The organism is Mycobacterium sp., assembly GCF_052145595.1.
Taxonomy (GTDB): Bacteria; Actinomycetota; Actinomycetes; order Mycobacteriales; family Mycobacteriaceae; genus Mycobacterium.
In genome coordinates, this window is the sequence record NZ_JBKQOI010000303.1 from 1 (window position 1) to 25,479 (window position 25,479).

General features: G+C 67.8%; 23 protein-coding genes and 1 pseudogene. 12 read left to right on the forward strand and 12 right to left on the reverse strand.

All coding sequences use genetic code 11. The annotated features are described in order from the left end of the window. Window positions 1-77: 77 nt before the first annotated feature. A complete protein-coding gene (locus tag ACLP4W_RS25665) occupies window positions 78-965 on the forward strand; it encodes a hypothetical protein (RefSeq protein WP_442390203.1) in 888 nt (295 codons plus the stop codon). 71 nt (window positions 966-1,036) lie between these two features. Here the strand turns inward: ACLP4W_RS25665 and ACLP4W_RS25670 are convergent, their stop codons facing one another. The 3 genes from ACLP4W_RS25670 to ACLP4W_RS25680 are packed head-to-tail and all read right to left on the reverse strand — an operon-like array spanning window position 1,037 to window position 4,743. Next, the gene (locus ACLP4W_RS25670) at window positions 1,037-2,611 is read right to left on the reverse strand and encodes an FAD-dependent monooxygenase (RefSeq protein ID WP_442390204.1); all 1,575 of its coding nucleotides are present in this window, start codon (window positions 2,609-2,611) and stop codon (window positions 1,037-1,039) included. Window positions 2,612-2,635: 24 nt separating this feature from the next. Next, complete coding sequence (locus ACLP4W_RS25675; protein ID WP_442390205.1) at window positions 2,636-4,174, reverse strand: glycerol-3-phosphate dehydrogenase/oxidase; 1,539 nt, start codon at window positions 4,172-4,174, stop codon at window positions 2,636-2,638. After that, a complete protein-coding gene (locus tag ACLP4W_RS25680; RefSeq protein WP_442390206.1) occupies window positions 4,174-4,743 on the reverse strand; it encodes a TetR/AcrR family transcriptional regulator in 570 nt (189 codons plus the stop codon). Before ACLP4W_RS25680 ends, ACLP4W_RS25675 begins: the two co-directional genes overlap by 1 nt. Before the next feature lie 47 nt (window positions 4,744-4,790). Here ACLP4W_RS25680 and ACLP4W_RS25685 point away from each other — a divergent pair, with 47 nt between their 5' ends. Both ACLP4W_RS25685 and ACLP4W_RS25690 read left to right on the forward strand, forming a co-directional pair. Continuing rightward, on the forward strand, window positions 4,791-6,380 hold the full coding sequence (locus ACLP4W_RS25685; protein ID WP_442390223.1) for an FAD-binding oxidoreductase: 1,590 nt from the start codon (window positions 4,791-4,793) through the stop codon (window positions 6,378-6,380). After that, window positions 6,377-7,303, forward strand: coding sequence for a diacylglycerol kinase (locus ACLP4W_RS25690; protein ID WP_442390207.1), 927 nt, complete (start codon window positions 6,377-6,379; stop codon window positions 7,301-7,303). Before ACLP4W_RS25685 ends, ACLP4W_RS25690 begins: the two co-directional genes overlap by 4 nt. 71 nt (window positions 7,304-7,374) lie before the next feature. Here the strand turns inward: ACLP4W_RS25690 and ACLP4W_RS25695 are convergent, their stop codons facing one another. From ACLP4W_RS25695 to ACLP4W_RS25705, 3 genes and pseudogenes are all read right to left on the reverse strand, one after another. After that, window positions 7,375-7,887, reverse strand: a complete 513-nt coding sequence (locus tag ACLP4W_RS25695; protein ID WP_442390208.1) for a DUF3145 domain-containing protein — start codon at window positions 7,885-7,887, stop codon at window positions 7,375-7,377. 152 nt (window positions 7,888-8,039) lie between these two features. Next, a pseudogene (locus tag ACLP4W_RS25700) lies at window positions 8,040-8,855 on the reverse strand (serine hydrolase domain-containing protein); the annotation flags it as partial. Further along, entirely contained in the window at window positions 8,855-9,883 is a 1,029-nt protein-coding gene (locus tag ACLP4W_RS25705; RefSeq protein ID WP_442390224.1) for a class I SAM-dependent methyltransferase, read from the reverse strand. The gene ACLP4W_RS25705 and the pseudogene ACLP4W_RS25700, both read right to left, overlap by 1 nt. A gap of 134 nt (window positions 9,884-10,017) precedes the next feature. Between ACLP4W_RS25705 and ACLP4W_RS25710 the strand changes: the two genes are divergently transcribed. After that, window positions 10,018-11,103 (forward strand): S-(hydroxymethyl)mycothiol dehydrogenase, encoded by a 1,086-nt coding sequence (locus tag ACLP4W_RS25710; protein ID WP_442390209.1) that lies wholly within the window; start codon window positions 10,018-10,020, stop codon window positions 11,101-11,103. After that, window positions 11,103-11,726 carry an MBL fold metallo-hydrolase gene (locus ACLP4W_RS25715; RefSeq protein WP_442390210.1) on the forward strand — a complete coding sequence of 208 codons (624 nt, stop codon included), beginning with the start codon at window positions 11,103-11,105 and terminating at the stop codon, window positions 11,724-11,726. Before ACLP4W_RS25710 ends, ACLP4W_RS25715 begins: the two co-directional genes overlap by 1 nt. A 91-nt stretch (window positions 11,727-11,817) precedes the next feature. On the opposite strand, the gene ACLP4W_RS25720 is transcribed toward ACLP4W_RS25715, so the two are convergent. From ACLP4W_RS25720 to lnt, 3 genes are all read right to left on the reverse strand, one after another. Then, window positions 11,818-12,972: a PE family protein gene (locus ACLP4W_RS25720; protein WP_442390211.1), complete on the reverse strand. Its 1,155-nt coding sequence runs from the start codon at window positions 12,970-12,972 to the stop codon at window positions 11,818-11,820. 176 nt (window positions 12,973-13,148) lie between these two features. Next, the gene (locus tag ACLP4W_RS25725; RefSeq protein ID WP_442390212.1) at window positions 13,149-13,916 is read right to left on the reverse strand and encodes an SHOCT domain-containing protein; all 768 of its coding nucleotides are present in this window, start codon (window positions 13,914-13,916) and stop codon (window positions 13,149-13,151) included. Beyond that, the gene (lnt, locus tag ACLP4W_RS25730; RefSeq protein ID WP_442390225.1) at window positions 13,913-15,424 is read right to left on the reverse strand and encodes an apolipoprotein N-acyltransferase; all 1,512 of its coding nucleotides are present in this window, start codon (window positions 15,422-15,424) and stop codon (window positions 13,913-13,915) included. The genes ACLP4W_RS25725 and lnt overlap by 4 nt, the downstream gene beginning before the upstream one ends. Window positions 15,425-15,516: 92 nt before the next feature. Here lnt and ACLP4W_RS25735 point away from each other — a divergent pair, with 92 nt between their 5' ends. Beyond that, window positions 15,517-16,473: an SDR family oxidoreductase gene (locus ACLP4W_RS25735; protein WP_442390213.1), complete on the forward strand. Its 957-nt coding sequence runs from the start codon at window positions 15,517-15,519 to the stop codon at window positions 16,471-16,473. Window positions 16,474-16,501: 28 nt separating this feature from the next. After that, window positions 16,502-17,611: an SAM-dependent methyltransferase gene (locus tag ACLP4W_RS25740; RefSeq protein WP_442390214.1), complete on the forward strand. Its 1,110-nt coding sequence runs from the start codon at window positions 16,502-16,504 to the stop codon at window positions 17,609-17,611. 165 nt (window positions 17,612-17,776) lie between these two features. Here the strand turns inward: ACLP4W_RS25740 and ACLP4W_RS25745 are convergent, their stop codons facing one another. Then, window positions 17,777-19,471, reverse strand: a complete 1,695-nt coding sequence (locus ACLP4W_RS25745) for an Hsp70 family protein (RefSeq protein ID WP_442390215.1) — start codon at window positions 19,469-19,471, stop codon at window positions 17,777-17,779. 141 nt (window positions 19,472-19,612) lie between these two features. Further along, entirely contained in the window at window positions 19,613-20,698 is a 1,086-nt protein-coding gene (locus ACLP4W_RS25750; RefSeq protein WP_442390216.1) for an NAD(P)H-dependent amine dehydrogenase family protein, read from the reverse strand. 85 nt (window positions 20,699-20,783) lie between these two features. On the opposite strand from ACLP4W_RS25750, the gene ACLP4W_RS25755 reads away from it, so the two are divergent. The 5 genes from ACLP4W_RS25755 to ACLP4W_RS25775 all read left to right on the forward strand — a co-directional run bounded on the left by ACLP4W_RS25755 (window position 20,784) and on the right by ACLP4W_RS25775 (window position 24,899). Further along, on the forward strand, window positions 20,784-21,998 hold the full coding sequence (locus ACLP4W_RS25755; RefSeq protein WP_442390217.1) for an MFS transporter: 1,215 nt from the start codon (window positions 20,784-20,786) through the stop codon (window positions 21,996-21,998). Between the two features lie 17 nt (window positions 21,999-22,015). Further along, window positions 22,016-22,375, forward strand: coding sequence for an MmpS family transport accessory protein (locus ACLP4W_RS25760; RefSeq protein WP_442390218.1), 360 nt, complete (start codon window positions 22,016-22,018; stop codon window positions 22,373-22,375). Window positions 22,376-22,427: 52 nt separating this feature from the next. Further along, a complete protein-coding gene (locus ACLP4W_RS25765; RefSeq protein ID WP_442390219.1) occupies window positions 22,428-23,726 on the forward strand; it encodes a cytochrome P450 in 1,299 nt (432 codons plus the stop codon). A 138-nt stretch (window positions 23,727-23,864) separates the two neighbouring features. Continuing rightward, window positions 23,865-24,404: an ester cyclase gene (locus tag ACLP4W_RS25770; protein WP_442390220.1), complete on the forward strand. Its 540-nt coding sequence runs from the start codon at window positions 23,865-23,867 to the stop codon at window positions 24,402-24,404. 36 nt (window positions 24,405-24,440) lie between these two features. Next, window positions 24,441-24,899: a hypothetical protein gene (locus tag ACLP4W_RS25775; RefSeq protein ID WP_442390221.1), complete on the forward strand. Its 459-nt coding sequence runs from the start codon at window positions 24,441-24,443 to the stop codon at window positions 24,897-24,899. Here the strand turns inward: ACLP4W_RS25775 and ACLP4W_RS25780 are convergent. Continuing rightward, window positions 24,896-25,479 (reverse strand): haloacid dehalogenase type II (locus tag ACLP4W_RS25780; protein ID WP_442390222.1); only part of this gene is annotated, 584 nt, incomplete at its 5' end. The genes ACLP4W_RS25775 and ACLP4W_RS25780 overlap by 4 nt on opposite strands.

Here is a 25,479-nt window from a genome sequence, read left to right on the forward strand (position 1 = left end):
GCGATTCTGCGTCTGCTCGGCGGAGTTATCCCAAGGGGTGACTGGTCAATATAAGGTAACCGCCGGATCCTTTCGGGGTGCACGCCGACGCGATAGCGGTCCTAGATAAAGCCGGCGGATTCGCGAGCGCCGCAGAACTGCTAACGGTCATGACTCGCCAACAGCTCGACGTTCAAGTCAGGAGCGGTGCCCTCGTGCGCGTTTGGTACGGGGTCTACGCAGTACAAGAACCAAATCTATTGGGCCGCTTGGCCGCACTCGACATTTTCATGGGGCGACACGCCGTTGTGTGCATGGGCACAGCCGCCAAGTTGTATGGGTTCGACATGGAAGACACCAACGCTATTCATGTGCTCGATCCTGGCGTACGGATGCGTCCTACCGTCGGTTTGATGGTTCACCAACGTACCGGCGCCCGACTGCAACGCGTATCAGGCCGTCTGGCAACCGCGCCCGCATGGACCGCCGTCGAGGTTTCAAGGCAGCTGCGGCGTCCACGTGCGCTTGCAACACTCGACGCAGCATTGCGTTCCATGCGATGCACCCGCGTTGAAATTGAACACGCCGTTGCTGAGCAGCGAGGCCGCCGTGGCATTGTCGCTGTGCGCGAACTCCTGCCCTTGGCCGACGGGCGGGCCGAATCCGCAATGGAGAGCGAGGCGCGGCTGGTCATGATCGACCGCGGGCTACGGTTTCCGGAGCTCCAATACGCGATCCATGGCCGCGACGGCGAGTTGTGGCGCGTCGACTTTGCGTGGCCGGATGTGCGTCTGGCGGCCGAATACGAAAGTGTCGACTGGCATGCAGGGCGGGACGAAATGCTGAGGGACAAGACAAGGTGGGGCAAGATCCAAGAGCTGGGGTGGACGATCATCCCGATAGTCGTCGATGACGTAAGACGGGACCCCGACCGCCTCGTCGAACGAATCGCTGGACACTTGGACCGCGCGCGCATGGCTGGCTGAGGCCGGCGAGCAGACGCAAAATCGCACGCCGAAGGCCCGCGTAGTGCGATTCTGCGTCTGCTCGCGGCAGATTAGCGGCACAGGATCGCCGAAAGCGCTTGGTGCAGTTCACGTTCGGGGTCGTCGGGAAGTTCGTCGGCACGCCAGCCGACGAAATCGTCCGGGCGGACGAGAACCGCCCCGGCGGGCGCAAGTCCGGTGGCGGCCCCCCACGCGTCGTCGTCGATGGGTTGCATGGTGACCGGGACGCCGAGCGCGGCCGACGCCGAAGTCACTGCGGCGCGCCACCGCTCGTCCCCGGTAAGCAGGGTGAACCCGGGACCGAGCAGGTCGAGCGTCGAAACACCGTCTCGCACCCACACATGCGGAACTCGGGTGCCCGGCTGGGCACGCAACTCCTCCACGAGCTGCACCGCGTCCGGGTCCACCGCGGGCTCGCCGGTCACAACGGCCGCCGAACGGTACCGGTAGCCGATCAGCAGGGTGAACATCGAGCACTCTTCTTCGGCCGGCAACCGTGGCCGGTCGTCGCCCAGTGGGAGTAGGGCGACCGTCGGGCCGGTGAGGGACTGGCGGGCGGCGAATCGCCCGACCGGGTACCGCTCGTCGTGGTAGGTGGCAAGCAGTTCCGGCCCGGCCGCTCCCCCCAGGACCGCGGCCAGCTTCCAGGCCAGGTTGTGCGCACTCTGGATGGCGGTGTTGGCTCCCCCGGCCTTGAACGGTGGCATGGTGTGCGCCGAATCGCCGACGAGAAAGGCTCGCCCACAACGGAATCGATCCGCCACCTGTTCGTAGGGCTGCCACGCCGCGACCTCGATGATGTCGATGTCGATCTGCTCACCGAATGCCTTGGTGAGCACCTCGCGGCAACGTTGCGGCGTGAACTGATCCGCCGTCTCACCTTTGCCCGGGAAATAGGTGGTGATGAACATCCCCAGGTCGCCTTCGACCACCAGGAAGATGCCGTCCACGTCAGGGTTTTTGACTTGCACGCCATCGCCGTCGCCCAGCCGCCCGACCAACTTTCCCCAGGGCGCCCGAAAGTAGATGAAGACGACATAGATCGGCAGCGCGCCGTAGCCAGAGGTGTTGATGCCCAGCGAGTTACGGATCGGGCTGTGCACGCCGTCGGCCCCGACGAGGTAGTCGGCGCGGACGGTCTCGGACTCGCCCGAGTCCCGGTCGTGCAGCACCGCGGTGACGCCGGCCTCGTCCACGTCGAGCCAGGAAAGCTCCGTCCCGTAACGCACTTCACTACCCTGCCGGCGTGTTTCGGCGAGCAGCATCGGCTCGAGCCTGCTCTGCGGGCAGTACTGGGCGGCGGGCTCGGGACTGAGCTTGTCCAGGCCCGAGAAGATTGCGTCGACGTCGATGGCCAGTTGTTCGTCCGCGCTGTTCAGCGCCGGCTTGACGACCATGGCCGAAACATGGTCGGCGACCTTGTGCACCTGGTCGCTGAGGCCGAGGCCGCGCAGAATTTCCAGGCTGCGGAAACTCAGATTGCGGGCCTTCGGATAAATGAAGACCTCGCGCCGCTTTTCCACCAGCAGGGATCGAACCCCGTGCTTGGCGAGCAACGCCGACGTGGCCAGGCCGCCGGCGCCGGCGCCGACGATCAGGACGGGTACCCGCAATATGGAAGTCACTATGAAATGATAGCTGATTCCATATTACGATGCCAGAAACTCCTCCGCCACGGAGACGACCCGCTCGCGATCGGACTGCACCAGACCAATGCGAGTCCGCCGATCGAGAATGTCGGAGACCTCCAGCGCGCACTCCTGGGTTATCGCGTATTCGAACTCCGCGCGAGTCACGTCGATGCCCTCGGCGACCGGCTCCTGGGGGCGCTCGCAGGTCGCGGCGGCGATGACGTTGGGCGCCTCGGCGCCGTAACGCTCGACCAGTGACACCGGCAACCCGAAGGCCGTCCCCTGCTGTGGCCGAGCGACGGGCCCGGGATTGGCCGGCGCCCCGATCAGCGGCAGATTGCGAGTCCGGCAGGCTCCGGCGCGCAGGCGCCGCAAGCCGATCGCTTGATCCAGGACGTCTTGTGCCATGTAGCGGTATTCGGTCAGCTTGCCGCCGATGACGCTGATGACACCGGACGGTGACTCGACGACGGCGTGCTCGCGCGACACATCGGCGGTGCGACCTTCACCGGTGTCGATCAGCGGCCGCAGGCCGGCGTAGGCACCGATCACGTCGGCGGTCTCGAGCGTCGTCCCCAGCGCGGTGTTCACCGTGTCGAGCAGGAACGCGATCTCCGCCGCAGACGGTTCGGGCACATCGGGAATCGGGCCGGGAGCATCTTCATCGGTCAGGCCCAGGTAAATCCGGCCGAGTTGCTCGGGCATCGCGAACACGAAGCGGTTCAGCTCACCAGGAATCGGAATCGTCAGCGCCGCAGTCGGATTACCGAAGGCACCCGCATCGAAGACGAGGTGGGTCCCGCGGCTGGGCCGCAACCGCAACGAGCCATCGATCTCGCCCGCCCACACCCCGGCCGCGTTGATGACCGCGCCGGCCGAAATATCGAACGACTGTCCCGTGCGCTGATCGCTCAACCGCACCGAGGTGCCCGTGGCCTCGGACGCCGCCACGTAGGTGAGGATCCGGGCGCCGTGCTGGGCCGCGGTGCGCGCGACCGCGACGACCAGCCGGGCGTCATCGACCAACTGTCCGTCGTAGGCCAGCAGTCCACCGTCCAGGCCGTCGCGCCGCACGGTGGGGGCCATCTCCATGACGCGCCGCGCGGAAACCCGCCGCGATCGCGGCAGCGTCGAGGCCGGCGTACCCGCAAGCATCCGCAACGCGTCGCCGGCCAGGAATCCGGCGCGCACCAACGCGCGCTTGCCGTGACTCAGCGACGGCAGCAACGGAACCAGCTGCGGCATCGCATGAACGAGATGAGGGGCGTTGCGCGTCATGAGGATTCCGCGCTCGATGGCGCTGCGCCGGGCAATGCCCACGTTGCCGCTCGCCAGGTAGCGCAGGCCGCCATGCACCAGTTTGGAACTCCAGCGGCTGGTGCCGAACGCCAGATCGTGTTTTTCCACGAGCGCCACCCGCAGGCCCCGCGACGCGGCGTCCAGGGCGATCCCGGCGCCGGTGATGCCGCCACCGATCACGACGACGTCCAACGGCTCGCCCTCGGCGAGTGCCGTGAGGTCGGCGGTGCGGCGCGCGGCGTTGAGCGCGGGAGTCATCAGGACAGGTATCCGTTCAGTGAGTGGGCGAGTTCGGCGGCCAGCGCGTCGGCGTCGAGGATCCGCCGGACGATCTGCGCCGACTGAATGGTCGACTGGGTGATCAGCAACACCATGGCGGCCATCTGAAGGGGATCGCCGGTCCGGACGCTGCCGTGGCGCTGGGCCACGCGCAGCCGCTCGGCCAGGGCGTCGATCAGCATCTGCTGGCTGGACCCGAGGCGTTCGGTGATGTAGATCGGCGCGAGCTCCGAGTGCAGCACCGACATGACCAGCTTGTCACGGCGCAGCAGGTCGGCCACCGTAACGATCTGCCGGACAAGCGATTCCCGGTCATCTCCGAGCAACGGCGCGTCACGCATCACGCCGGTGACGTGCTGGGTCAAGAGCGTCGCGACGATCGACTTGGTGTCCGGCCAGCGCCGGTACACGGTCGGCCGGCTGACGCGCGCGCGTCGTGCTATCTCGGCGAGCGTCACCCGGTCGACGCCGAAATCGACCACGCAGCTGGCCGCTGCCGCAAGGATCCGGTCTCCGGTATCCGAGGGCGCATTACTGATTGACAGCATGTGTAATACTGTAACGCATGACGCACCCCGAGGACCTCCTCCCGCCGATGAAATGGAACGCCTGGGGAGATCCCGCCGCGGCGAAACCGCTTTCCGACGCGATCCGCTCGCTGTTGAAGCAGGCCGTGGGCCTGGCGGAGATGCAGGAGGCCGAACTCGACGCCGATCAGGTAAAGGTGCGCCCGTCGGCGTTGGCGCAAGCGGATCGCGACGCGCTGGCCGCCATCGTAGGCGATGAGTACTGCCGGACCGCCGACCGCGATCGGTTGCTGCATGCCGGCGGCAAGTCCACTCCAGACCTGTTGCGTCGCAGGGACTCCGGCGTCCAGGATGCGCCCGACGCCGTGCTGCTGCCCGGCGGCCCCAGAGGTGAGGACGCCGTCGCCGCGATCCTGCGCTACTGCTCCGAACACCGCATCGCCGTGATCCCGTTCGGCGGCGGCACCAACGTGGTCGGTGCGCTCGACCCCACCCGCGGTGAGTTCGGCGCCGTGGTGTCGCTTGATCTGCGCCGCTTCGACCAGCTCATATCCCTCGACGAGGTGTCCGGCCAGGCCGTGCTCGGCGCCGGCGTCACCGGACCGGACGCCGAACGTCTGCTCGGCGAACACGGCTTCTCGCTCGGGCATTTCCCGCAGAGCTTTGAATACGCCACCATCGGCGGCTATGCCGCGACGCGATCGTCTGGGCAGGACTCGGCGGGCTACGGCCGGTTCAACGACATGGTTCGCGGGCTGCGGATGGTCACCCCGGTGGGCACCCTGGACCTGGGCCGCGCACCGGAATCGGCCGCGGGCCCCGACCTGCGCCAGCTGCTGATCGGCTCGGAGGGTCTCTTCGGCGTCATCACCCAGGTGCGGCTGCGGGTGCACCGGGTCCCGGAAGCCGTCGGCTACGAGGCGTGGTCGTTTCCCGATTTCGCGACCGGGGCCGCCGCGGTGCGCGCGGTCACCCAAAATGCCACCGGCCCCACCATCATTCGGCTCTCCGACGAGGTTGAAACGGGAGTCAATCTGGCCACCACCGAGGCGATCGGCGAGAGCCAGCTCACCGGCGGCTGCCTGGGCATCACCGTGTTCGAGGGCACCAAGGAACACGTCGAGAGCCGGCACGCCGAGACCAGCGCACTGCTCGCGGCCGACGGGGGCACCTCGCTGGGCGAAGGGCCGGCGCAGGCCTGGGAGCAGGGCCGGTTCACCGCGCCGTATCTGCGCGACTCGCTGCTGTCCGCGGGCGCGATATGCGAGACCCTCGAAACCGCCACCGACTGGTCCAACATTCCCGCGCTCAAAGCCGCTGTCACCCAAGCGCTCACCAACGCGTTGGCCGAGACGGGCACACCGGCGCTGGTGATGTGCCACATCTCGCACGTCTACGCCACCGGCGCGTCGCTGTACTTCACCGTCGTCGCCGGGCAGCGGGGAAATCCGATCGAGCAGTGGCAGGCGGCCAAGAAGGCCGCGTCGGACGCGATCATGGCCACCGGCGGAACCATCACCCACCATCATTCGGTCGGTGCCGACCACCGGCCCTGGATGCGTGAGGAGGTCGGCGAGTTGGGTGTGCAAGTGTTGCGGGCGGTCAAGGCGACGCTGGATCCGGCCGGAATTCTGAACCCCGGCAAGCTGATTCCGTGACCCGGCGCCGGCGCGAGATCACCAAGGTGACCGCGTTGACCAATCCGGTGTCGGGGCACGGCGCCGCGATCCGCGCGGCCCAGGTCGCGATCGCCCGGCTCCATCAGCGGGGCATCGAGGTCGTCGAAATCATCGGCGACGACGCCGAAGACGCGCGTTACCTCGTCGGCGCCGAACTCGAGAGAGGCACCGACGCGGTCATGGTCACCGGCGGTGACGGTGTCGTCTCCAACGCGATGCAGGTGCTGGCGGGCACCGATATCCCGCTGGGAATCGTCCCGGCGGGCACCGGCAACGATCACGCCCGTGAATTCGGTATTCCCACAAAGGATCCCGAGGCCGCCGCGGACGTCGTCGGAGATGGCTGGACGGAAACCATTGACCTGGGCCGTATTCAGCGCGGCGACGGCCGCCAGAAATGGGACAAATGGTTCGGCACCGTGGCGGCCACCGGATTCGACTCCCTGGTGACCGATCGCGCCAACCGGATGAGCTGGCCCCACGGGCGGCTGCGTTACTACATCGCGATGCTCGCCGAGCTGTCGCAGCTGCGGATGCTGCCGTTCCGTTTGGTGCTCGACGGAACCCGGGAGATCGAGGCCGACATCACGCTTGCGGCGTTCGGCAATACCCGCAGCTACGGCGGTGGGCTGCTGATCTGTCCCAACGCCGATCCCACCGACGGTCTGCTCGATATCACCATGGCGCATTCGGCATCCCGGACCAAGCTGATCCGCCTGTTCCCCACCGTGATGAAAGGGACCCACGTCAACCTCGACGAGGTGAGCACGGCGCGCGCCAAATCGATCCACGTCGAGTGCCCCGGCATCAACGTGTACGCCGACGGCGACTTCGCGTGCGCGCTGCCCGCCGAGATCTCGGCGGTGCCCGCCGCACTGCAGATTCTTCGTCCCGCCGGGTGACGATTCTCGAATGCGATATCGCATGCGCTATCGCATTGGAAAGTCGCCCATTGCACCCCAGAGTCGGTCGGTTAGCCGACGCCCCGGCTCACCCAGGTCACCTCGCCGGCGTCGCCGCCGTCGCGATACACCTCGAGCGCCTCGTCCCACGCCGTTCCCAGCACCGAATCCAGTTCGGCGGCCAGCGTGTCGGCGCCCTGCGCCATCATCACCCGCAGCCGCATCTCCCCAACCATGATGTCGCCGTTGGCGCTCATCGACCCGCTCCACAACCCCAGTTGCGGAGTGTGGCTGAACCGCTGGCCGTCGACCCCCGGGCTGGGGTCCTCGGTGACATCGAACCGCAGCACCGACCAGGAGCGCAGCGCGTTGGCCAGCCTGGCGCCGGTGCCCACCGGCCCGACCCAGTTGGTGACCGCGCGCAGCTGCCCGGGCATCGCCGGCTGCGGTGTCCATGTGAGGTTCGCCTTGGCTCCCAAGGCCGACGACAACGCCCACTCGACATGCGGGCATACCGCCGCGGGCGAGGCGTGGACATACACCACGCCAGTCGTCACGTCGGCGAATTGATCCGATGCACGCATCTCCTGCTCCTTCGGTTCCACGAGGGACGTCTTCCCCAACGACCTGGTGGACCCGCAAGCAGGCAGCATGCTGATATTCACGTTATTTATGTGTCGTGCGTGTCTATTGTGCCTCTTGATGCCCCTGTTGCGCTAGTGTGCGGTGCCAATTGGCTGTATTCGAATATCACCGCGTCGGAAACCGCGGGCCACGGCTCCAGCGCCCAGTCGCCGAAATCGCGGTCGGTGAGGACCACCAGCGCCAGCTCCACCTCGGGATCTGCCCAGATAAACCCACCTGCCTGGCCGAAATGGCCGTATGTTCGCGCCGAGTTGCGCGCACCCGTCCAATGCGGCGATTTCGAGTCCCTGATCTCGAAACCCAGCCCCCAATCGTTGGGCCGCTGCACGCCGTAGCCGGGCAGCACGCCGTCCAAACCGGGAAATTGCACCGTCGTCGCCTCGGCGTGCAGCTGCGCCGAGACGATCGATGGGCGCAGCAGGTCGCCGGCGAAGGCCACCAGGTCCGCAACCGTCGAGGTCGCTCCGAATCCGGCGGCCACGGCGCCCCCATCCAGCCGGGTCGTCGCCATGGCCAGCGGTTCGCACACCGCCTCGGCCAGGTAGCGGCCGAACTCGATCCCCGACTCCCGCTCCACGGTCTGGGCCAGCACCGTAAAGCCGTAGTTGGAATACATCCGGCGGGTGCCGGGCTTGGCCAGCACGTGATCGGAGTGCATCGCCAGACCCGATGCGTGCGCCAGCAGGTGGCGGATCGTGGAGCCGAGCGGGCCGGCCGCCGTGTCGAGATCAACGACCCCTTCTTCGATGGCGATCTGCACGGCCCGGGCCACCAGCGGCTTGGTGACTGACGCCAGCTCGAACACCCGCTCGGTGTCGCCGTGGCCGGTCAGCAGCCCACCGGGTCCAACCACCGCGGCGGCGACGGCCGGAACCGGCCACTCGTCAACGCCGTCGAGAGCGGCCATCACTTCCTGGCGATGTAGTAGCTGTTGATCGGGTCCGACTCGACCTCGGCCACCCGCACATCGGCAAACCCGGCGTCGGCGAGCATCGAGGTGGCCAGCTGCGTTCCCCAGGCCGCACCCAGCCCGGCGCCGTCGGCCGCCAGCGAGACGGTCATGCAGTGCATCAGCGAGGTCGTGTAGAGGTAGGTGCTCATCGGGACGCCGACGTTGTCCTCCAGCCGGCTCGACGCCTTGATGTCGGCCATCAGGAACACGCCGCCGGGCCGCAGCGCCCGATAGATGTTCTGAAGCACTCGTGCCGGATGGGCCTGATCGTGGATGGCGTCGAACACCATGATGACGTCGTAGGCCTCGTTTTTCGAGACCGCATCCAGTTGCGCCAGGTTGTGGCTCTCAAAGCTCGCGTTGGTCAGGCCGAGGCGAGCGGCCTCCGCGATGCCGGCCGCAATCGCCTCCGGCGAGAAGTCGATGCCGGTGAACCGGCTGGCCGGAAACGCCCGCGCCATCACGTTGATGGCATGCCCGCTGCCACAACCGAAATCGGCCACGTCCACTCCGGACCGGAGGCGTTCGGGCAGGCCGTCGACCAGCGGCAGCACGACATCGACCAGCGCGCTGTCGTACACCGCTCCGCTCATCTCGGCCATCAGCGTGTGGAAGCGCGGGAATTCGCTATACGGCAGCCCGCCGCCCTCCCGGAAGCAGCCGATGATTTGCTGCTCGACCTCGCTGAGCAGCGGGAGAAACAGGGCCACCAGGGCCAGGTTGTCGGGCCCGGCCGCGCGGGTCAGCACGCCCGCGCGATGGGCGGGCAACGAGTACGTCGCGGTGTCGGCGTCGTAATCGACGACGTGCCCGGTGGTCATGCCGGCCAGCCACTCCCGGACATAGCGCTCGTCGAGCCCTGCGGCCTCGGCGATCTGGGCGCTGGTGGCGGGCGCAAGCCCGGCCATGGTGTCCAGCAGGCCGGTCTGATGCCCAATGCTGAGCAGCAGCGCCAGGCTGGCGCCGTCGATGGCCGCGACCATTCGCCCGGTGAATTCTTCGGCGGTCTCGGAAGCCGTCACGCTCAGCGACGCTACACCGGCACCGGCCGTCGCGGGCTCGACGGACGTACCGGGCGGCTGCGAAGCGCACGACGTCCATCAGTAGGTTGGACGCCATGAGTCAGACAGTGCGCGGCGTGATTTCGCGAAAGAAGGGCGAACCCGTCGAATTGGTGGACATCGTCGTCCCGGACCCCGGGCCCGGGGAGGCGGTGGTCGACATCATCGCCTGTGGGGTGTGCCACACCGACCTGACCTACCGCGAGGGCGGTATCAACGACGAGTACCCGTTTCTGCTCGGCCACGAGGCTGCGGGCACGGTCGAAGCGGTCGGTCCGGGTGTGACCGCCGTCGAGCCGGGCGACTTCGTGATCCTGAACTGGCGCGCCGTGTGCGGCCAGTGCCGGGCCTGCAAACGCGGCAGGCCCGCCTACTGCTTCGACACCTTCAATGCCGAGCAGAAAATGACGCTGACCGACGGCACCGAGCTCACCCCGGCGCTGGGCATCGGCGCCTTTGCCGACAAGACGCTGGTGGCCGCGGGTCAATGCACCAAGGTTGACCCCCAAGCCGATCCGGCCGTGGCGGGCCTGCTGGGCTGCGGGGTGATGGCCGGGCTGGGTGCGGCGATCAACACCGGTGCGATCGACCGCAACGACACCGTCGCGGTGATCGGCTGCGGCGGCGTTGGCGATGCTGCGATCGCCGGTGCCGCGCTGGTCGGGGCCAGGCGGATCATCGCGGTCGACACCGACAACACGAAACTGGACTGGGCCCGCAAGTTCGGTGCCACCCACACCGTCAACGCCCGCGAGTTCGATGTCGTCAAAACCATCCAGGACCTCACCGATGGCTTCGGCGTCGACGTGGCGATCGACGCCGTGGGCCGCCCCGAAACCTGGCAGCAGGCGTTCTACGCCCGCGACCTCGCCGGAACCGTTGTGCTGGTGGGTGTTCCCACACCCGACATGCGCCTGGACATGCCGCTGGTGGACTTCTTCTCGCACGGGGGGTCGCTGAAGTCGTCTTGGTACGGCGATTGCCTGCCCGAGCGCGACTTCCCCACCCTGATCGACCTGTACCTGCAGGGCCGGTTGCCGCTGGAGAAGTTCGTCTCCGAGCGCATCGGGCTCGAAGACGTCGAGGAGGCGTTCCACAAAATGCACGGCGGCAAGGTGCTGCGTTCGGTGGTGATGTTGTAATGGCTCCCATCGAACGTGTGGTCACCCACGGAACCTTCGAACTCGACGGTGGCAGTTGGGAAGTCGACAACAACATCTGGATCGTCGGTGACGACTCCGATGTCGTGGTTTTCGACGCCGCCCACGTCGCCGAGCCGATCATTCGGGCCGTCGGTGGCCGCAATGTGGTGGCGGTGGTGTGCACGCACGGCCACAACGATCACGTCACGGTGGCCCCCGAGCTTGGAGTGGCCCTCGACGCACCGGTACTGCTTCACCCCGGTGACGACATGTTGTGGCGAATGACTCACCCGGACAAGGACTTTCGCGCAGTGTCCGACGGCGACGCGTTGAGTGTCGCCGGCACCGGGTTGCGCGCGCTGCACACCCCGGGCCATTCCCCCGGATCGGTGTGCTGGTACGCCCCCGAGTTGGGTGCCGTGTTCAGCGGCGACACCCTGTTCGCCGGCGGGCCCGGCGCCACCGGACGCTCGTTTTCGGATTTCCCGACGATCCTGGAATCGATCTCGGGGCGGCTCGGCAAGCTGCCGGAAGAAACCGTCGTCTATACCGGCCACGGCGACAGCACCACCGTCGGCGACGAGATGGTGCATTACGACGAATGGGTGGCCCGGGGACACTGAGTCCTGGCCGCGAACGTGCGCACAATGCCAGCGATACCGGCGTGTCGCCGTGCAAACACGCACGCTCGCCGGCAAGAAGGTCTGCAATCCGTCAGTCGTACCCGGGCGGTCGAAGGCCGAGAGCGTTCAGAAGTTCATCACGCCCCCACGGCTTGCTGCTGGCAGCCTCGCGAAGTTCCTGCTGCCACTCATCTTTGTCTCGAAGCCCCGACCGCGGATTTCGGCGCAACCCCCGAAGCCTTGGCAGGGGAAGGAGCAATGTCGGTTTGTCATGATCGGCATCAGCCCGGTGCGCCCCGTCGCCCGGGTGCACCGGGTTGCCCGGGTGCACCGGTTGCGCCTTGGGCGCCGTTGGTATGGCCGGCCCGGCCGCCGGTGCCGCCGGGAGGGCCGCCGGTGCCGCCGGTTTACCCAAGCCGCCGATGGCGGCGGAATCGCCGCTAACGCCGCCCGCGCCAAGCCCCGCCAGCCCCGCCACAGCCGGGTAGGCACCCGCCATGACGGCGGGCGCACCCGGCGCCGTCGCTAAGCCCGGCACGACTGGGCCTGTCGGCACCGCCGGTGCCCAAGCAGTTGGGACGCCAGCGCCCGCCGCACCGGCTCCGCTGGCGCCGACGAACCCACCACCGGCGCCACCCAGGTCAGCTCCGCCCCCGCCGCCGCCGTTAGTCGCCGCGGCGGGGCCGCCGCCACCACCGGTAGGGACACCGTTAGCGCCTTCGGCGCCACCCCCGATATTGCCGCCTTGTGGGCCACCGATCGCGGCCGCGTGGCCGTCGCCCCCGCCGCCCACCAGGTTGCCGCTGCTGGGCCCGGTGGTGGCGCCGCTGCCGGGCAACGGCCCGCCAACGCCGCCATGTTGCGCAGTACCCACCCCCCCATTGGCACCGTTGTCGATCAGGTGCCTGGCGAAAGCCTGGCTGTCCGCGCTGACCATGCCCGGCACCTTCTGCAGGGGCGATACGTTGGCGGCCTCGGCACTGGCATATGACCCCGCGGTCATTCGCAGGGCCTGGACAAACTGGTTGTGATACGAAGCCGCTTGGGCGCCGACGGCTTGGTAGGCCTGGGCGTGCGCGGAAAACAGCGCCTGTACGAACGCCGACACCGCATCGGCGCCCGGAGCATTCACTCCCGTGGTCCCGGCTGCTGCGGTCGCATTGGCCGCGCTTATCGTCGAACCGACCGAGGCCAAATCCCCGGCCGCAGCCGCCAAGATGTGCGGCGTCGCGATCACATGCGACATGAGCCAACTCCCACCCCCACTGCCCACCGGGCTGTGGTCGGATCGTCATCAGTCCGCGTTGTCAGGGCAGATCGTATCGCGGTCGGGATGGACATCCTAGGGTCCAGGCGAATCGATTGCCTGTTTCTTATCCGCCAGATCAACACCGACGATCGCGTGGCTCGCCGGTCGGAGAGTCAATACCCCTCGAGGATCCGGCGTTTCTCCGCCTCGAACTCCGCCTCGGTCAATGCCCCGGAATCGCGCAGCGCCGCCAGGGCTTTGAGCCGCTCGAGGCGGACCCCCTCGTCGCTGGGTTCCTGGGCTGCGGCGGGGGGCGCCCCGAACGCGGCCGACGGTACGACCGGCGACACGGTGGGCGAGTCGAAGGGGACCGACGTCTGCAGGTAGGGGTTGGCCGCCACCACCGCCTTGCGCCGGGTGCGCGCCAACCACCGTCCGGACAGGATCGAATCGATCAGTCCGACAACGAACATGGCAACGAACAACCACACCAGGAAGCCGTAGGAACTCTTGTGGCCGAAGGCCAGTCGCGGGTTGATGAATCCGTTGACTTGGCCGTCTGTCGTGATGTTGTAGGTGCCGCTGGCGGGAATCTGAGCCACCCACACCCGCACGTGCGCGTCGTTGTTGACCGTCGTCGTGCTGCCGATGTTTTCCGTCATCACGGGTTGCGCCACCCCGTCGGGGGGCGCGATCGTGAGCCCCAGCGGCGGCACCGGCAGGCCGCCGTTGGGACTGCCGATCACGACGGTGTGCAGGCTGACGGTGACCTCACCGGAGGGCAGGTGCAGGCTGCCCGACCCGGGGATTGGCACCTCGCCGTAGGCGTCGTATTTGTCCAGGAAGAACGTGTTGAGCACCAAGGCGACGATGAAGCCGCCGACCGACACGACCATCATCACGATGGCAGCGGCCAGCGAAAACTTTGCGAGCCGTGTCATTCACGCAGTGTGTCACCGCGAGCCAGGCCATGCCAGCGCAGGAGCCGGCGCACGAACCCGAAGCCGACAGCACCGCCCAGGATGACAAACGCCAGCACCGGCACCCAGTCACCCAGCCGTTGGTAGGGCGTGACAGTCGATCCCAACGGCACGCTCACCACGACCACACCCCGGAACCCCGACGGGCACCACGCCAGCCGGTGGCCGCGCAGGTCGAAGGCCGAGCTGTCGCCGGACAACCCGACGTGCACCGCCGGGCGGCCCGCCTCGACGGCGCGCACCGCGGGCTGGGCGGCCAGCTGCGGCTGCGCCCAACTCCCTTGGAACGACGAGGTGGAACTCTGATACACCAACAGGTCGGCCCCCAGCTGCACCTCGCGACGGGCAAGGTCGGAAAAGAGAATCTCGTAGCTGACCAGCGGCCCGACGGACACGCTGCCCGCGTGCAGCACCACTGGCCCGCTCCCCCGCTGCCGGTCCTCGGCGGCGGCCTTGCTGTGGCGGGTGATCCAACCGAAAAGCGGTCGCAGCGGCACGTATTCGCCGAACGGCACCAGCCGGGTTTTGCGGTAGCTGCCCAACGAGCCGTGCTCGCCGACCAGCACCGCCGACTTGTAGATTCCGCCACCCGGCGCGGGCGCGTCGACGTTGACCAGCAGGTCCGCGCCCACCCGCCGGGAGAGTTCGGTCAGCCGCGCCAACACCTCCGGGTGGCTGGCGAGATCCTGCCCCACGCTGCTTTCCCCCCAGACCACCAAGTCGGGCCGCTGCCCCGCGAGCGTCGCGGTGAGCGCCTCACCTTCGGCCTCGCGGGCGGCCGAGTCGGTGAAGTTTCCGGGCTGCACCAGCGCCACCCGCACCGTCGGACCGCCGACCGGTGCCGGGCCCAGCAGATACCAGGCCGGGCCGAGCGCCACACACAGCAGCAGGCACGCCAGCGCGCCGAGTCGGCCCGCCGCATCCCGGTGCACCATCAGGCCGACGAGAGCGGTGTTGGCCGCGGCCACAAGGAAACTGGTCAGCCACACCCCGCCCAACGACGCCGACGCCAGCGTGACGGGCTGGCCGGACTGCGATGCACCCAGCGACGCCCACGGGCCGCCCAGCGGCGGCCAGGACCGCACGACTTCGGCCGCCACCCACGCGCTGGGCAACACCACCATGGCGGCGACCGTTCGCCCCACGCTGACGGGCGCGGCCAACAACCGATGCGCCAACCACCCCCACGGCAGCCAGAGCGCTCCGAACCCGATGGCCAGCAGCACCAGGATCGGACCGATGCTGGTCGCCAGCCAGTACTGGGTGCTCAACACGAACCCGCCGGCACCACACCAGGCCCGCACGCACGCCTCCCATGGTGTCGGCGCGGCCCGCACCACCAAGAGCAGCGGGACGACGCCGAACCAGGCCAGCCACCACCGCGAGTGCGCGGGAAAAGCAAGCGCGGGAAAGGCCAGCGCGGGCAGCGCGCCGGCGACCAACGCGGCCGCCCAACCAGGGATGCGCAGGGCCACGTCGATCAGAATGCCGCCCCGGTTCGCTGACGGCGAGGAGAAGAGCAGACTGGGACGGGGCTCATACCGGATTAGGAGTGATACTCATGGCCAATGATCTCGTCGTCACGGTGCCCGACCTGTCGGGGAAGCTGGCAATCGTCACCGGAGCCAACAGCGGTCTGGGGTTCGGGCTCACTCGGCGGCTGTCGGCCGCCGGCGCCGACGTCGTCATGGCGATCCGCAATCGCGCCAAGGGTGAGGCGGCGATCGAGGAGATCCGCGCCACGGTTGCCGACTCCAAGCTGACCATCAAATCCCTCGACCTGTCGTCGCTCGCCTCGGCCGCCGCGCTGGGCGAACAACTCAACGCCGAGGGCCGCCCGATCGACATCCTGATCAACAACGCCGGTGTCATGACGCCACCGGAACGCGACACCACCGCCGACGGCTTCGAATTGCAGTTCGGCAGCAACCATCTCGGGCACTTCGCGCTGACCGGACACCTGCTGCCGCTATTGCGCGCCGCCAAGGGAGCCCGCGTCGTCTCCCTGAGCAGCCTGGCCGCCCGTCAAAGCGGCCAGATCCACTTCGACGACCCACAGTTCGAGAAGTCCTACAAGCCGATGGCGGCCTACGGACAATCGAAGCTGGCGGTGTTGATGTTCGCCCTCGAGCTGGACCGGCGCAGCCGTGCGGCCGGCTGGGGCATCGTCTCCAGCGCCGCGCATCCCGGCCTGACCAAGACCAACCTGCAGATCAGCGGCCCGTCACTCGGCCGCGAAAAGCCCGCGCTGATGGAGCGTTTGTACAAGGCGTCATGGCGTTGGACGCCGTTCCTGTGGCAAGAGATCGACGACGGGATCCTGCCCGCCCTTTACTCGGCCGCCACGCCGCATGCCGAGGGCGGCGCGTTCTACGGACCTAGCGGGTTCTACGAGGCCGCCGGCGGCGGTGTGAAGCTGGCCCATGTGCCCGAGCGCGCCCGCAACGAAGCCGACTGCCGGCGGCTGTGGAAGCTTTCCGAGCAGCTCACCGGCGTCAGCTATCCGAAGCCGAACTGACCACGACCGCAGCGATTATCGTTGGTGCATGCGGCCGGAGCCTCGGATACCAGAATCGAGCATCGTGGTCCGGCCGGAGCCGACGAGCAGCCCGACGTACACCCAGTCGTCGCGGCTGCAGGCCGCCGGCCTGCCGCGGGCCATCGCGTTGTTCGAGCGGATCGCCGAACAGGTGGCGCTGCCCACGTCTCCGCAACCGATCATCATCGCCGACTACGGCGCGGCCAACGGGCGCAACTCGCTCAAGCCGATGTCGGCGGCGATTGCCGTGCTGCGCCGGCGCACCCGCCACGATCACGCAATCCTGGTGGCGCACACCGATGTAGCCGACAACGATTTCACGGCGCTGTTCCGGACGCTGGCCGAGGACCCGGAGAGCTACCTGCACACGGACACAGCGAGTTTCACGTCGGCGATCGGCCGGTCGTTTTACGGCCAGATCCTGCCGTCCAAGACCGTCAACCTCGGCTGGTCGTCGTGGGCGACGCAGTGGCTGCGCCGGATCCCCTGCGAGCTAAGCGATCACGTGCACGTCGCGCACAGCAACGACGACGCGGCCCGCGCGGCCTACGCCCGCCAGGCCGCCCTGGACTGGCACGACTTCGTGGCGTTCCGCGGCCGCGAGTTGGCCCCTGAAGGGCGTTTGGTGGTACTGACGCTGGCCACGGACGAGGACGGCGGGGCCGGCTTCCCAACGTTGCTCGACGCGATGGTTGCGGCGCTGAGCGATCAGGTGCGCGACGGTCTGCTGCGCCAGGACGAGCTGCGGCGCATGGTCATTCCCACATTTGCCCGCAGCGAGAAGGACTTTCGCGCCCCGTTCGCGCCGACCGGGCGGTTCGAAAGCTTGACGATCGACCAGCTCGAGATCTTCAACGCCGAAGACCGATTCTGGGCCCGGTTCCAAACCGATGACGACGCAGAGGCTTTCGGCGCGCGGTGGGCGGCATTCGCGCGGGCCGCACTGTTCCCGGCCCTGGTGGGCGCGCTGGACGGCGGCGGTGACGAACCGCGGGCGGCCGAATTCGTCGAGCAATTGGAGTCCGCCGTGGCGCAACGTTTGTCAAGTGCGCCCGAGCCGATGCGGATTCCGCTCGCCTCGGTCGTGCTGGTCAAACGCGAACGATCGCACGATTGAGAGTTTCGACACAACGCCGCAACGGGTAACCCTAAATACGGAATTCCCGACGACGCCGGCCCGGATTTCAGGGCCAAGCTGGAGCAGGACAAAGCCCTGAACGAGGAACTCAGGAAGGCCGCGGTCGCCGAGGACGAGGGCGAAAAGCGCTGAGCCGAAGGACCATTAGTGGCTATGCGGCACGAGCTGGCTGACTAGGCCCGGGATTTCGCCCAGTCCGGGGATCGCTGCCGTGATTCCCGGGATCCCCGGGATTCGCGGAATGGGCGGTATCGCCGGAATCCGCAGGATCGGCGGAACAGGGGGTGCGGCGAGGGCGGGTGGCGGCGCTTGCGGCGCCGGGACCTCGGTCATCGCCCCCTGCTGAATCGCCTGCGGGACGGCGGACGGCGGCGCCTGCTGCGTGGGAGGCGCGGGCGGGCCGGCGGGTGGCTGGGACGCCGGTGCGGGCTCGGGGCCGCTGTTGGCCGGCGAAGCCGGGGCAGCCGGTGTCGTGCTCACGCCCGGCGTTGTCGCCGCCTTGTCGCCGGAGTGCAATTCGATCGCGACCGCGGTGCCCACCAACAAGAGCGCCAGCGCCGAGCCGATGATTGCCAACGCGGGCAGCAGATGCCACGGAATGAGCCGGATCTTGCGCTTCGAACGCGGGCTTTCGGCGCTGGCAGGCGCGGCGCGTGACTCGTCGCCGCTTTCGGACCAGGCCAGCACGGGCTTCGGACCCGACGCCCGCGCCGCCTGGGCCGTCGCCGTCGCCTCCGACTGAGCCTGCGCCGGCCGCGTCGCGAAGGGAGCCGGCGCCGTCGCGGAGGGGTCGCGGGGCCAGCACGCCGCCCGCAACGCACCGCCGATCGCCGCCGTCAGTTGCGGACGCGGCGTGGTGACGACGGGGACCCGGAAATGTCCCGCCAGCGTCGTGGTGACCGCCGGGATGTTCGCCCCACCACCCACCGCGACCACCGCGACAAGGTCGCGAATTCCGTTGCGGCTCAGAGCTGCATCCAACACCGCCACCAACTTGTGCAGCGGTTGGCGGATCGCGTCGTCCAGTTCGCTTCTGGTGAGCCGGATCTCGCCGGGCAGCCCCGCCGGCTCGTCGGGCAGTGTGGCCACCGTGCTCGACGAGAGCTGCTCCTTGGCGCTTCGGCATCCGGTCCGCAGCCGGCTCAACGAGCCGATCGCCACGGTGCGGGACGAGTCGAATGAACCCATGCTCGGTATGTTGGCCATGGCCGCGGTCAACAACGCCTGGTCGATCAAGTCTCCGGAAAAGTGGTGGTACCGCACGGTCGGGGCCACGGGCTGATAGTCGCCCGCGGCGTCCATCAACGTGATGCTGGTGCCGCTACCGCCGAAATCGCACACGGCCACGGTCCCGCGGGCCGGCATGCCGGGATTGGCCCGCACGGCGCACAACGTCGCCGCGGCATCGGGGATCAGCAACAGCGGCCGCCCCTGATTCGACCATTCGGCGACCCGGCTCAACGCGGCGCCCAGGGCGTCGATCGCCTTGGAAGACCAATGGGCGGGATGGGTCACCGCGATGCTTTCGGGCAGGGCGCGCCCGCCGGTGGCGGCGTAGGCCAGCGCGCGCACCCCGTCGGCGACCAATGCCTCGCTGCGGTGCACAGAGCCGTCGGACGCGGCGATTCCCACCGGGTCGCCGACCCGGTCCACGAAGTCGGCGATCACCAGGCCCGGCTGGTCCAGCCTGGGGTTGTCCGACGGCACGCCCACCTCGGGCGCACGTTGGCGAAACAGCGTCAGGACGGGCTTGCGGGTGACGGCGAGATCGGCGGTCACGGCAGCCAGGTTGGTGGCACCGATCGATAAGCCCAATGCGGGCCCAGCTCCGTCGGCCATATGTCTAGTTCCCATGTTCAGCGGCGTGCGCCCGGACTCCTGCCCGGTCGTAATTTTGCCGCTCGAACCTATAGCCACTATCGGCGCTGGCTATGCGTGAGCTGTGTGAGGCATCGTCATCTCAGTACATGTCAGGCTAGGTCAGCGAATGCTGCCGGCCCCCGCGATCAGCGGAAGGTCGAGCGGGGTGACCCAGCCGGGCGGGAGCGCGTTGACCGCCGGGACCGCGTTGAGCGCCCGCATCCCGGTCGCCAGGCACCCGGCCGTGGCGGCGTCTCGGCCCGAGCCGTCGCTGAACCGGAATGCGGTTTCCTGGAAGATGCTGGGGGTCCCTTCGATTTCCACCCGGTAGACGTCGTTGTCATGGCCCGTTGGCCAGTCGGGGGCGGCGTCGTGCCCGATGCGGTTGACGTGCTCGAGTTGGATGCGCGTCTCGCCCTTGTAGATCCCGTTGATGGTGAACCGGACGGCGGCGACGTGCCCGGGCTTGATGACGCCCTTCACCGTGGTGCGCTCGGTCGGTGTCACCCACTTGTCCCAGGTGGTGGTGATCTCGTCGAGCATGATGCCCGCGGCGTGCGCGATCATCGGCACCGTGGCGCCCCAGGCGAAGATGAGCACACCGGGATTTTCCAGCATCGGGCAGAATTCGGGCTCGCGGCCGATGCCCATCTCGATTTCGTAGTCACCCTCGTAGTTGGTGTAGTCCAGCAACTCGGACGCCCGCACCATGCGCACTTCCGAGCAGACGCCCATCAGCGTCATCGGGAACAGGTCGTTGGCGAATCCCGGATCGATGCCGGTGGTGAAGCAGGACGAGCCGCCCAGCTCGCATGCCTGGGTGATCGGCTCTATCCAGTTGGGCGGGTTGAGGTGCATGGTCGGCCAGACCCACGGCGTCATCGCCGTCGAGCAGACGTCGATGCCGGCGCGCAGGAAGCGCGTGATCAGCGCGATGTTGGCGTCGGCGTGCGCCGCGGTCGGACCGTAATGCACCAACGCGTCGGGTCGCAGCGCGATGAGGGCTTCGACGTCGTCGGTGGCGACGATGCCCATCGGTTCGGGCAGCCCGCAGATGTCGCCGACGTCGCGGCCGACCTTGGCGGGGTTGCTGACGCCCACGCCGACCAACTCGAACAGCGGATGCTTGACGATCTCGGCGATCACCATCCGGCCGACGAAGCCGGTGCCCCACACCGCCACGCGCTTTGTGCCGTGTTCCGACATATTCACCTTCCCGTCACCCGCCTGAACCAGGTATCACCCTAAGCGCTGTCGCCGCGGTCTCGGCCCGGCAGTAGGTTTCTTTGAGATGGAAGCCGAAACGCAGCGCAACGGGCCGGCCTGGCTCACCAGAAACGTGTGGGTGCTGTCGCTGGTGTCGCTGCTGCAGGATGCGGCGAGCGAGTTGGTGTACCCGCTGTTGCCGATCTATTTGACGACCGTGCTGGGCGCGCCGCCGTCGGTCGTCGGGGCGGTGGAAGGCGCCGCGGAGGGCGCCGCGTCGCTCACCAAGGTGGTGTCCGGCCCGCTGGGCGACCGGTTCGCCCGCCGCCCGCTGATCGCGACCGGCTACGGGATGGCGGGGTTGGGCAAGCTCATCGTTGCCGCCGCGGGCGCATGGCCCGGGGTGCTGGTGGGGCGGGTTGTCGACCGATTGGGCAAGGGGCTGCGCGGTGCGCCACGCGACGCGCTCCTGGTCGAAGGCGTCAAGCCGGCCGAGCGGGGTCGGGTGTTCGGGTTTCACCGCATGATGGACACGTTCGGCGCGGTCATCGGGCCGCTGCTCGGACTGGCCGGATACGAGCTGTTCCAGCACCGGATCGGTCCGGTGCTGTATCTGGCGGTGATCCCCGCCGTGCTGAGCGTGCTGCTGATCGCCTGGGTCCGTGAACGACCGCAGGACGTGCCGCGTGCGGCCCGGGTGTCGTTGCTCGCCGGGACCCGGCGGTTGCCGCGCCCTTACTGGGGGGTGGTTTCCTTCCTGGTCGCGTTCAGCCTCGTCAACTTCCCCGACGCGCTGCTTTTGTTGCGGCTCAAGCACATCGGCTTTTCGGTGGTGGGCGTCATCTTGGCGTACGTCGGCTACAACGTGGTCTACGCACTGGCGAGCTTCCCGGCCGGGGCGCTGGCAGACCGTTTCGGTCGGCCCGTCGCGTACGGTGTCGGGCTGGTGTTCTTCGCGGTCGGCTATCTCGGTCTGGGCATCACCACCGACGTCGCGACCGCATCGGGGTTGATCGTCGCGTACGGCCTGTTCACCGCCTGTTATGACGGCGTCGGGAAGGCCTGGATCTCAACGCTTGCCGGGGGAGAACTGCAGTCCAGCGCCCAGGGCATGTTCCAGGGTCTGAGCGGGTTCGCGGTGCTGGCCGCGGGCCTGTGGGCCGGCTTTTTGTGGGGTGCCGACGGGCGGCTGCCATTGCTGATCTCGGGTGTGGTCGGGGCGGTGCTCGCTGTTGTTCTGCTCGGCGTCGCGGCCGGCAGCCGAAAGGACGACGAACCGCTTCCGTCCCGTCTTACGTGATGACACGATGGAAAACCATGACGAGCCATCTCAGAGGACCCTCGATCTTGTTCGCGATCGGCATCGGGTTCGCGAACATGTGCGGTGGGACAGTCGCGGGCATGGCCAACGCCACCGACAATCCTCAGGTTCGCTACGAGGTGAGTGGCCCCGGCGTCGCGCAGTACATCTCGTACCAAACCGACACCGGTCAGCAGCACGCGGTGAACGCCACACTCCCCTGGTCGACGCAGTTCACCGCTTTTGGCGGCCAGGTATTCGTCATCAGCGCCCAGGGACCGGGACCCATCTCCTGCAAGATCCTGGTCGACGGCAACGTGGTGAGCGACGCGACGGCGACGGTGGGAACGCCGGCCAGAACCGTCTGTACGCACTGACGGCGGTCTAGGCTCGCCAGTGTCACCTCTTCAAAGGCGAAGGAGGGTCTGGGTGAGCCTCAAGACAGGGATCGCGACTCGAGTAAACGGAGCGCCACCGCCCGAGGTTCCACTTGCCGACATCCATCTCGAGTCCCTGGACTTCTGGGGGTTCGATGACGACTTCCGCGACGCCGCGTTCGCCACCTTGCGCCGCGAGGCGCCGCTCTCGTTCTGGCCCGCGATCGAGTATGAGGGGTTTGTGGCGGGCAGTGGGTATTGGGCGCTGACCAAGCACGACGACGTTCACTACGCCAGCCGGCATCCGGACGTATTCAGCTCCAGCCCCAACATCACGATCGGCGATAATTTGCCGGAGATAGCCGAGTACTTCGGCTCGATGATCGTGCTCGACGATCCGCGACACCAGCGGCTGCGATCGATCGTCAGCCGGGCGTTCACCCCGAAGGTGGTCGCCCGCATCGAGGCGTCGGTTCGCGAGCGGGCCCACCGGCTGGTGGCATCGCTGATCGCCAATCACCCCGACGGCCAGGCCGATCTGGTCAGCGAGCTCGCCGGGCCGCTGCCGTTGCAGATCATCTGCGACATGATGGGAATTCCCGAGGAAGACCACCAGCGGGTATTCCACTGGACCAACGTGATTCTCGGGTTCGGAGACCCCGATCTGACGACCGATTTCGATGAGTTCCTTCGGGTTTCGATGGACATCGGCGCCTACGCCAGCGCGCTTGCAGAAGACCGCCGGGCCAATCATCACGACGATCTGACCACCAGCCTGGTGGAAGCCGAGGTCGACGGCGACCGGCTGTCGTCGTCGGAGATCGCGTCCTTCTTCATCCTGCTGGTGGTGGCCGGCAACGAGACAACGCGCAACGCGATCAGCCACGGCGTGCTGGCCCTGTCCCGTTACCCCGAGCAACGCGAGAAATGGTGGTCTGACTACGACGCCCTGGCGCCGACCGCGGTCGAGGAGATCGTGCGGTGGGCCTCCCCGGTCGTCTACATGCGGCGCACCCTGACCCGAGACTTTGAGCTGAGCGGCGTCAAGATGGCGGCCGGCGACAAGGCCACGCTGTGGTACAACTCGGCCAACCGCGAAGAGTCAAAGTTTCGTAATCCGTGGGTTTTCGACGTGGCACGCAACCCCAATCCGCATCTCGGCTTCGGCGGCGGAGGTGCCCATTTCTGCCTGGGCGCCAACCTGGCCCGTCGTGAGATCAGGGTCGTCTTCGATGAACTGCGGCGCGAAATACCCGACATCGTCGCGATCGAGGAACCCGCGCGGCTGCTGTCGCAATTCATCCACGGCATCAAGAGGCTGCCGGTCGCCTGGACCCCACCGCGGGGCTAGGCGATAGCGCATGCGCTATCAAATCCTGGGCGAGTCACATCCCTTCCACGGAGCCCTGAACGGCCGAGCCAGAAGCCATACCGCCTTTTCAAAATTGATAGCGCATGCGCTATCAAATCCGGGCTTATCGTAACCACCGTGACCATTCCCGCGTTTCCCGCTCCCGAGGTGCTGGCCGCCCGCCAGAAACTCGTGCTCGACCACTTCCACGACGAGGTCCGCCAGGCCTGGGACGACGTGCTGTCGACGTTCCCCCACCCGCGCTACGAGCTGATCCCGCAGCTGGTCGTCCACGACGGCGACGAGGCGGTGCGCGGCTACTACACCTATACCCGCACCGCATTCCCCGATCAGGACCACGAGATCATCGCGCTGCGGCACAGCGCCGACGCGGTGATCGTCGAGTTCTGGCTGATGGGCACCCATCGCGGTTACCTGGGCAACGTTCCGCCCACCGGCAGCCGGTTCCGGGTCCGCATGACCGCCTACTTCGTCTTCGACGACACGGAAACGCTCGTCTGCGAACGCATTTACTTCGACACGCTGACCATGATCAAACAGCTGCTGGGTGGCCTGGACATGAAGAAGCCGGCGAACTGGTTGCTGGCCGCCCGCTGCGTGCGCGGGTTCCTGTCGATGTCGTCGGAAAAGCCCGACCCGGCACTGACTTCCGCGTAAACTGCAGCGCTAACCGATCGGATCGAGGAGGCTGGGATGCGCGTCCTGAGCCTTGGTGCGTGGTGCGGCCTGGCCGCGGGCGCACTGCTTGCGGCCTGTGCCACGGTGACCGCCTCCGCCGCCCCCGCGCCGCAGGGCTCGCGGACCGAGAAGTGGATCGACCTGCAGGTCGGCGATTGCGTGGCCGACCTTCCGCCGGCCGATCTGAGCCGGGTGACCGTCACCGTCGTCGACTGTGCGACAGCGCATTTGGCCGAGGTGTACCTGCGCGCACCGATGGCCGTCGACGCCGCCGTCGCCAACGTCGCCAACCGGGATTGCGCCGCCGGATTGGCTCCCTACACCGGCCAATCCGCCGGCGGCAGCCCGTACTCGATCACGTATCTCATTGACTCGAATCAAGACCGAACCGGGGCCAACCCCGCCCCCAGCACCGTCATCTGTCTGCTGCAGGCCGGCAACGGTCAACCCCTGACCGGGTCGGCGCACCGTTAGCAGCCGAGTCGCGCTGCGAGATCGAGGAAGTCGGACGCGTTGACGTCGAACTCGTCCGAGTAGGCCACGTCCGCGTCGCCGTCGACCCCGAATTCCAGCGGGCGCGCGACGAAGGCGGTCGCGAAACCGAGGCGCCCCGCGGCGCGGATGTCGTACTTGTGGCTGGCCACCATCATGATCTCGGCGGGGTCCAGACCGAGGTAGGTCGCGGCCATGCGATAGATCGCCGGGTCGGGCTTGAACACCCCGGCCATCTCCGCGGCGAAGACGGCATCCCACGGCAACCCCGCTCGCTTGGAGATGTTGATCACCGTGGACACGTCGGCGTTCGACAGGGTGGCCAACGTGTAGGTGGTTTTCAGTCGAGTCAGCCCCGGCACCACATCCGGCCACGGCTTGAGCCGCTGCCAGGCCAGCGCGAGCTCCTCGCGCTCGGCATCGGAAAATCCCGTGATGCCGCCGTCGTCCAGGACGGCGTCCAAGGCGTCGCGATACACGGAGTGCACGGAAACCCATCCGCGGCCCCGACCCTGCGCGGCCTCCAACGCCGCGAAGTAGCCTGCGCGCCAACGCCGCACCA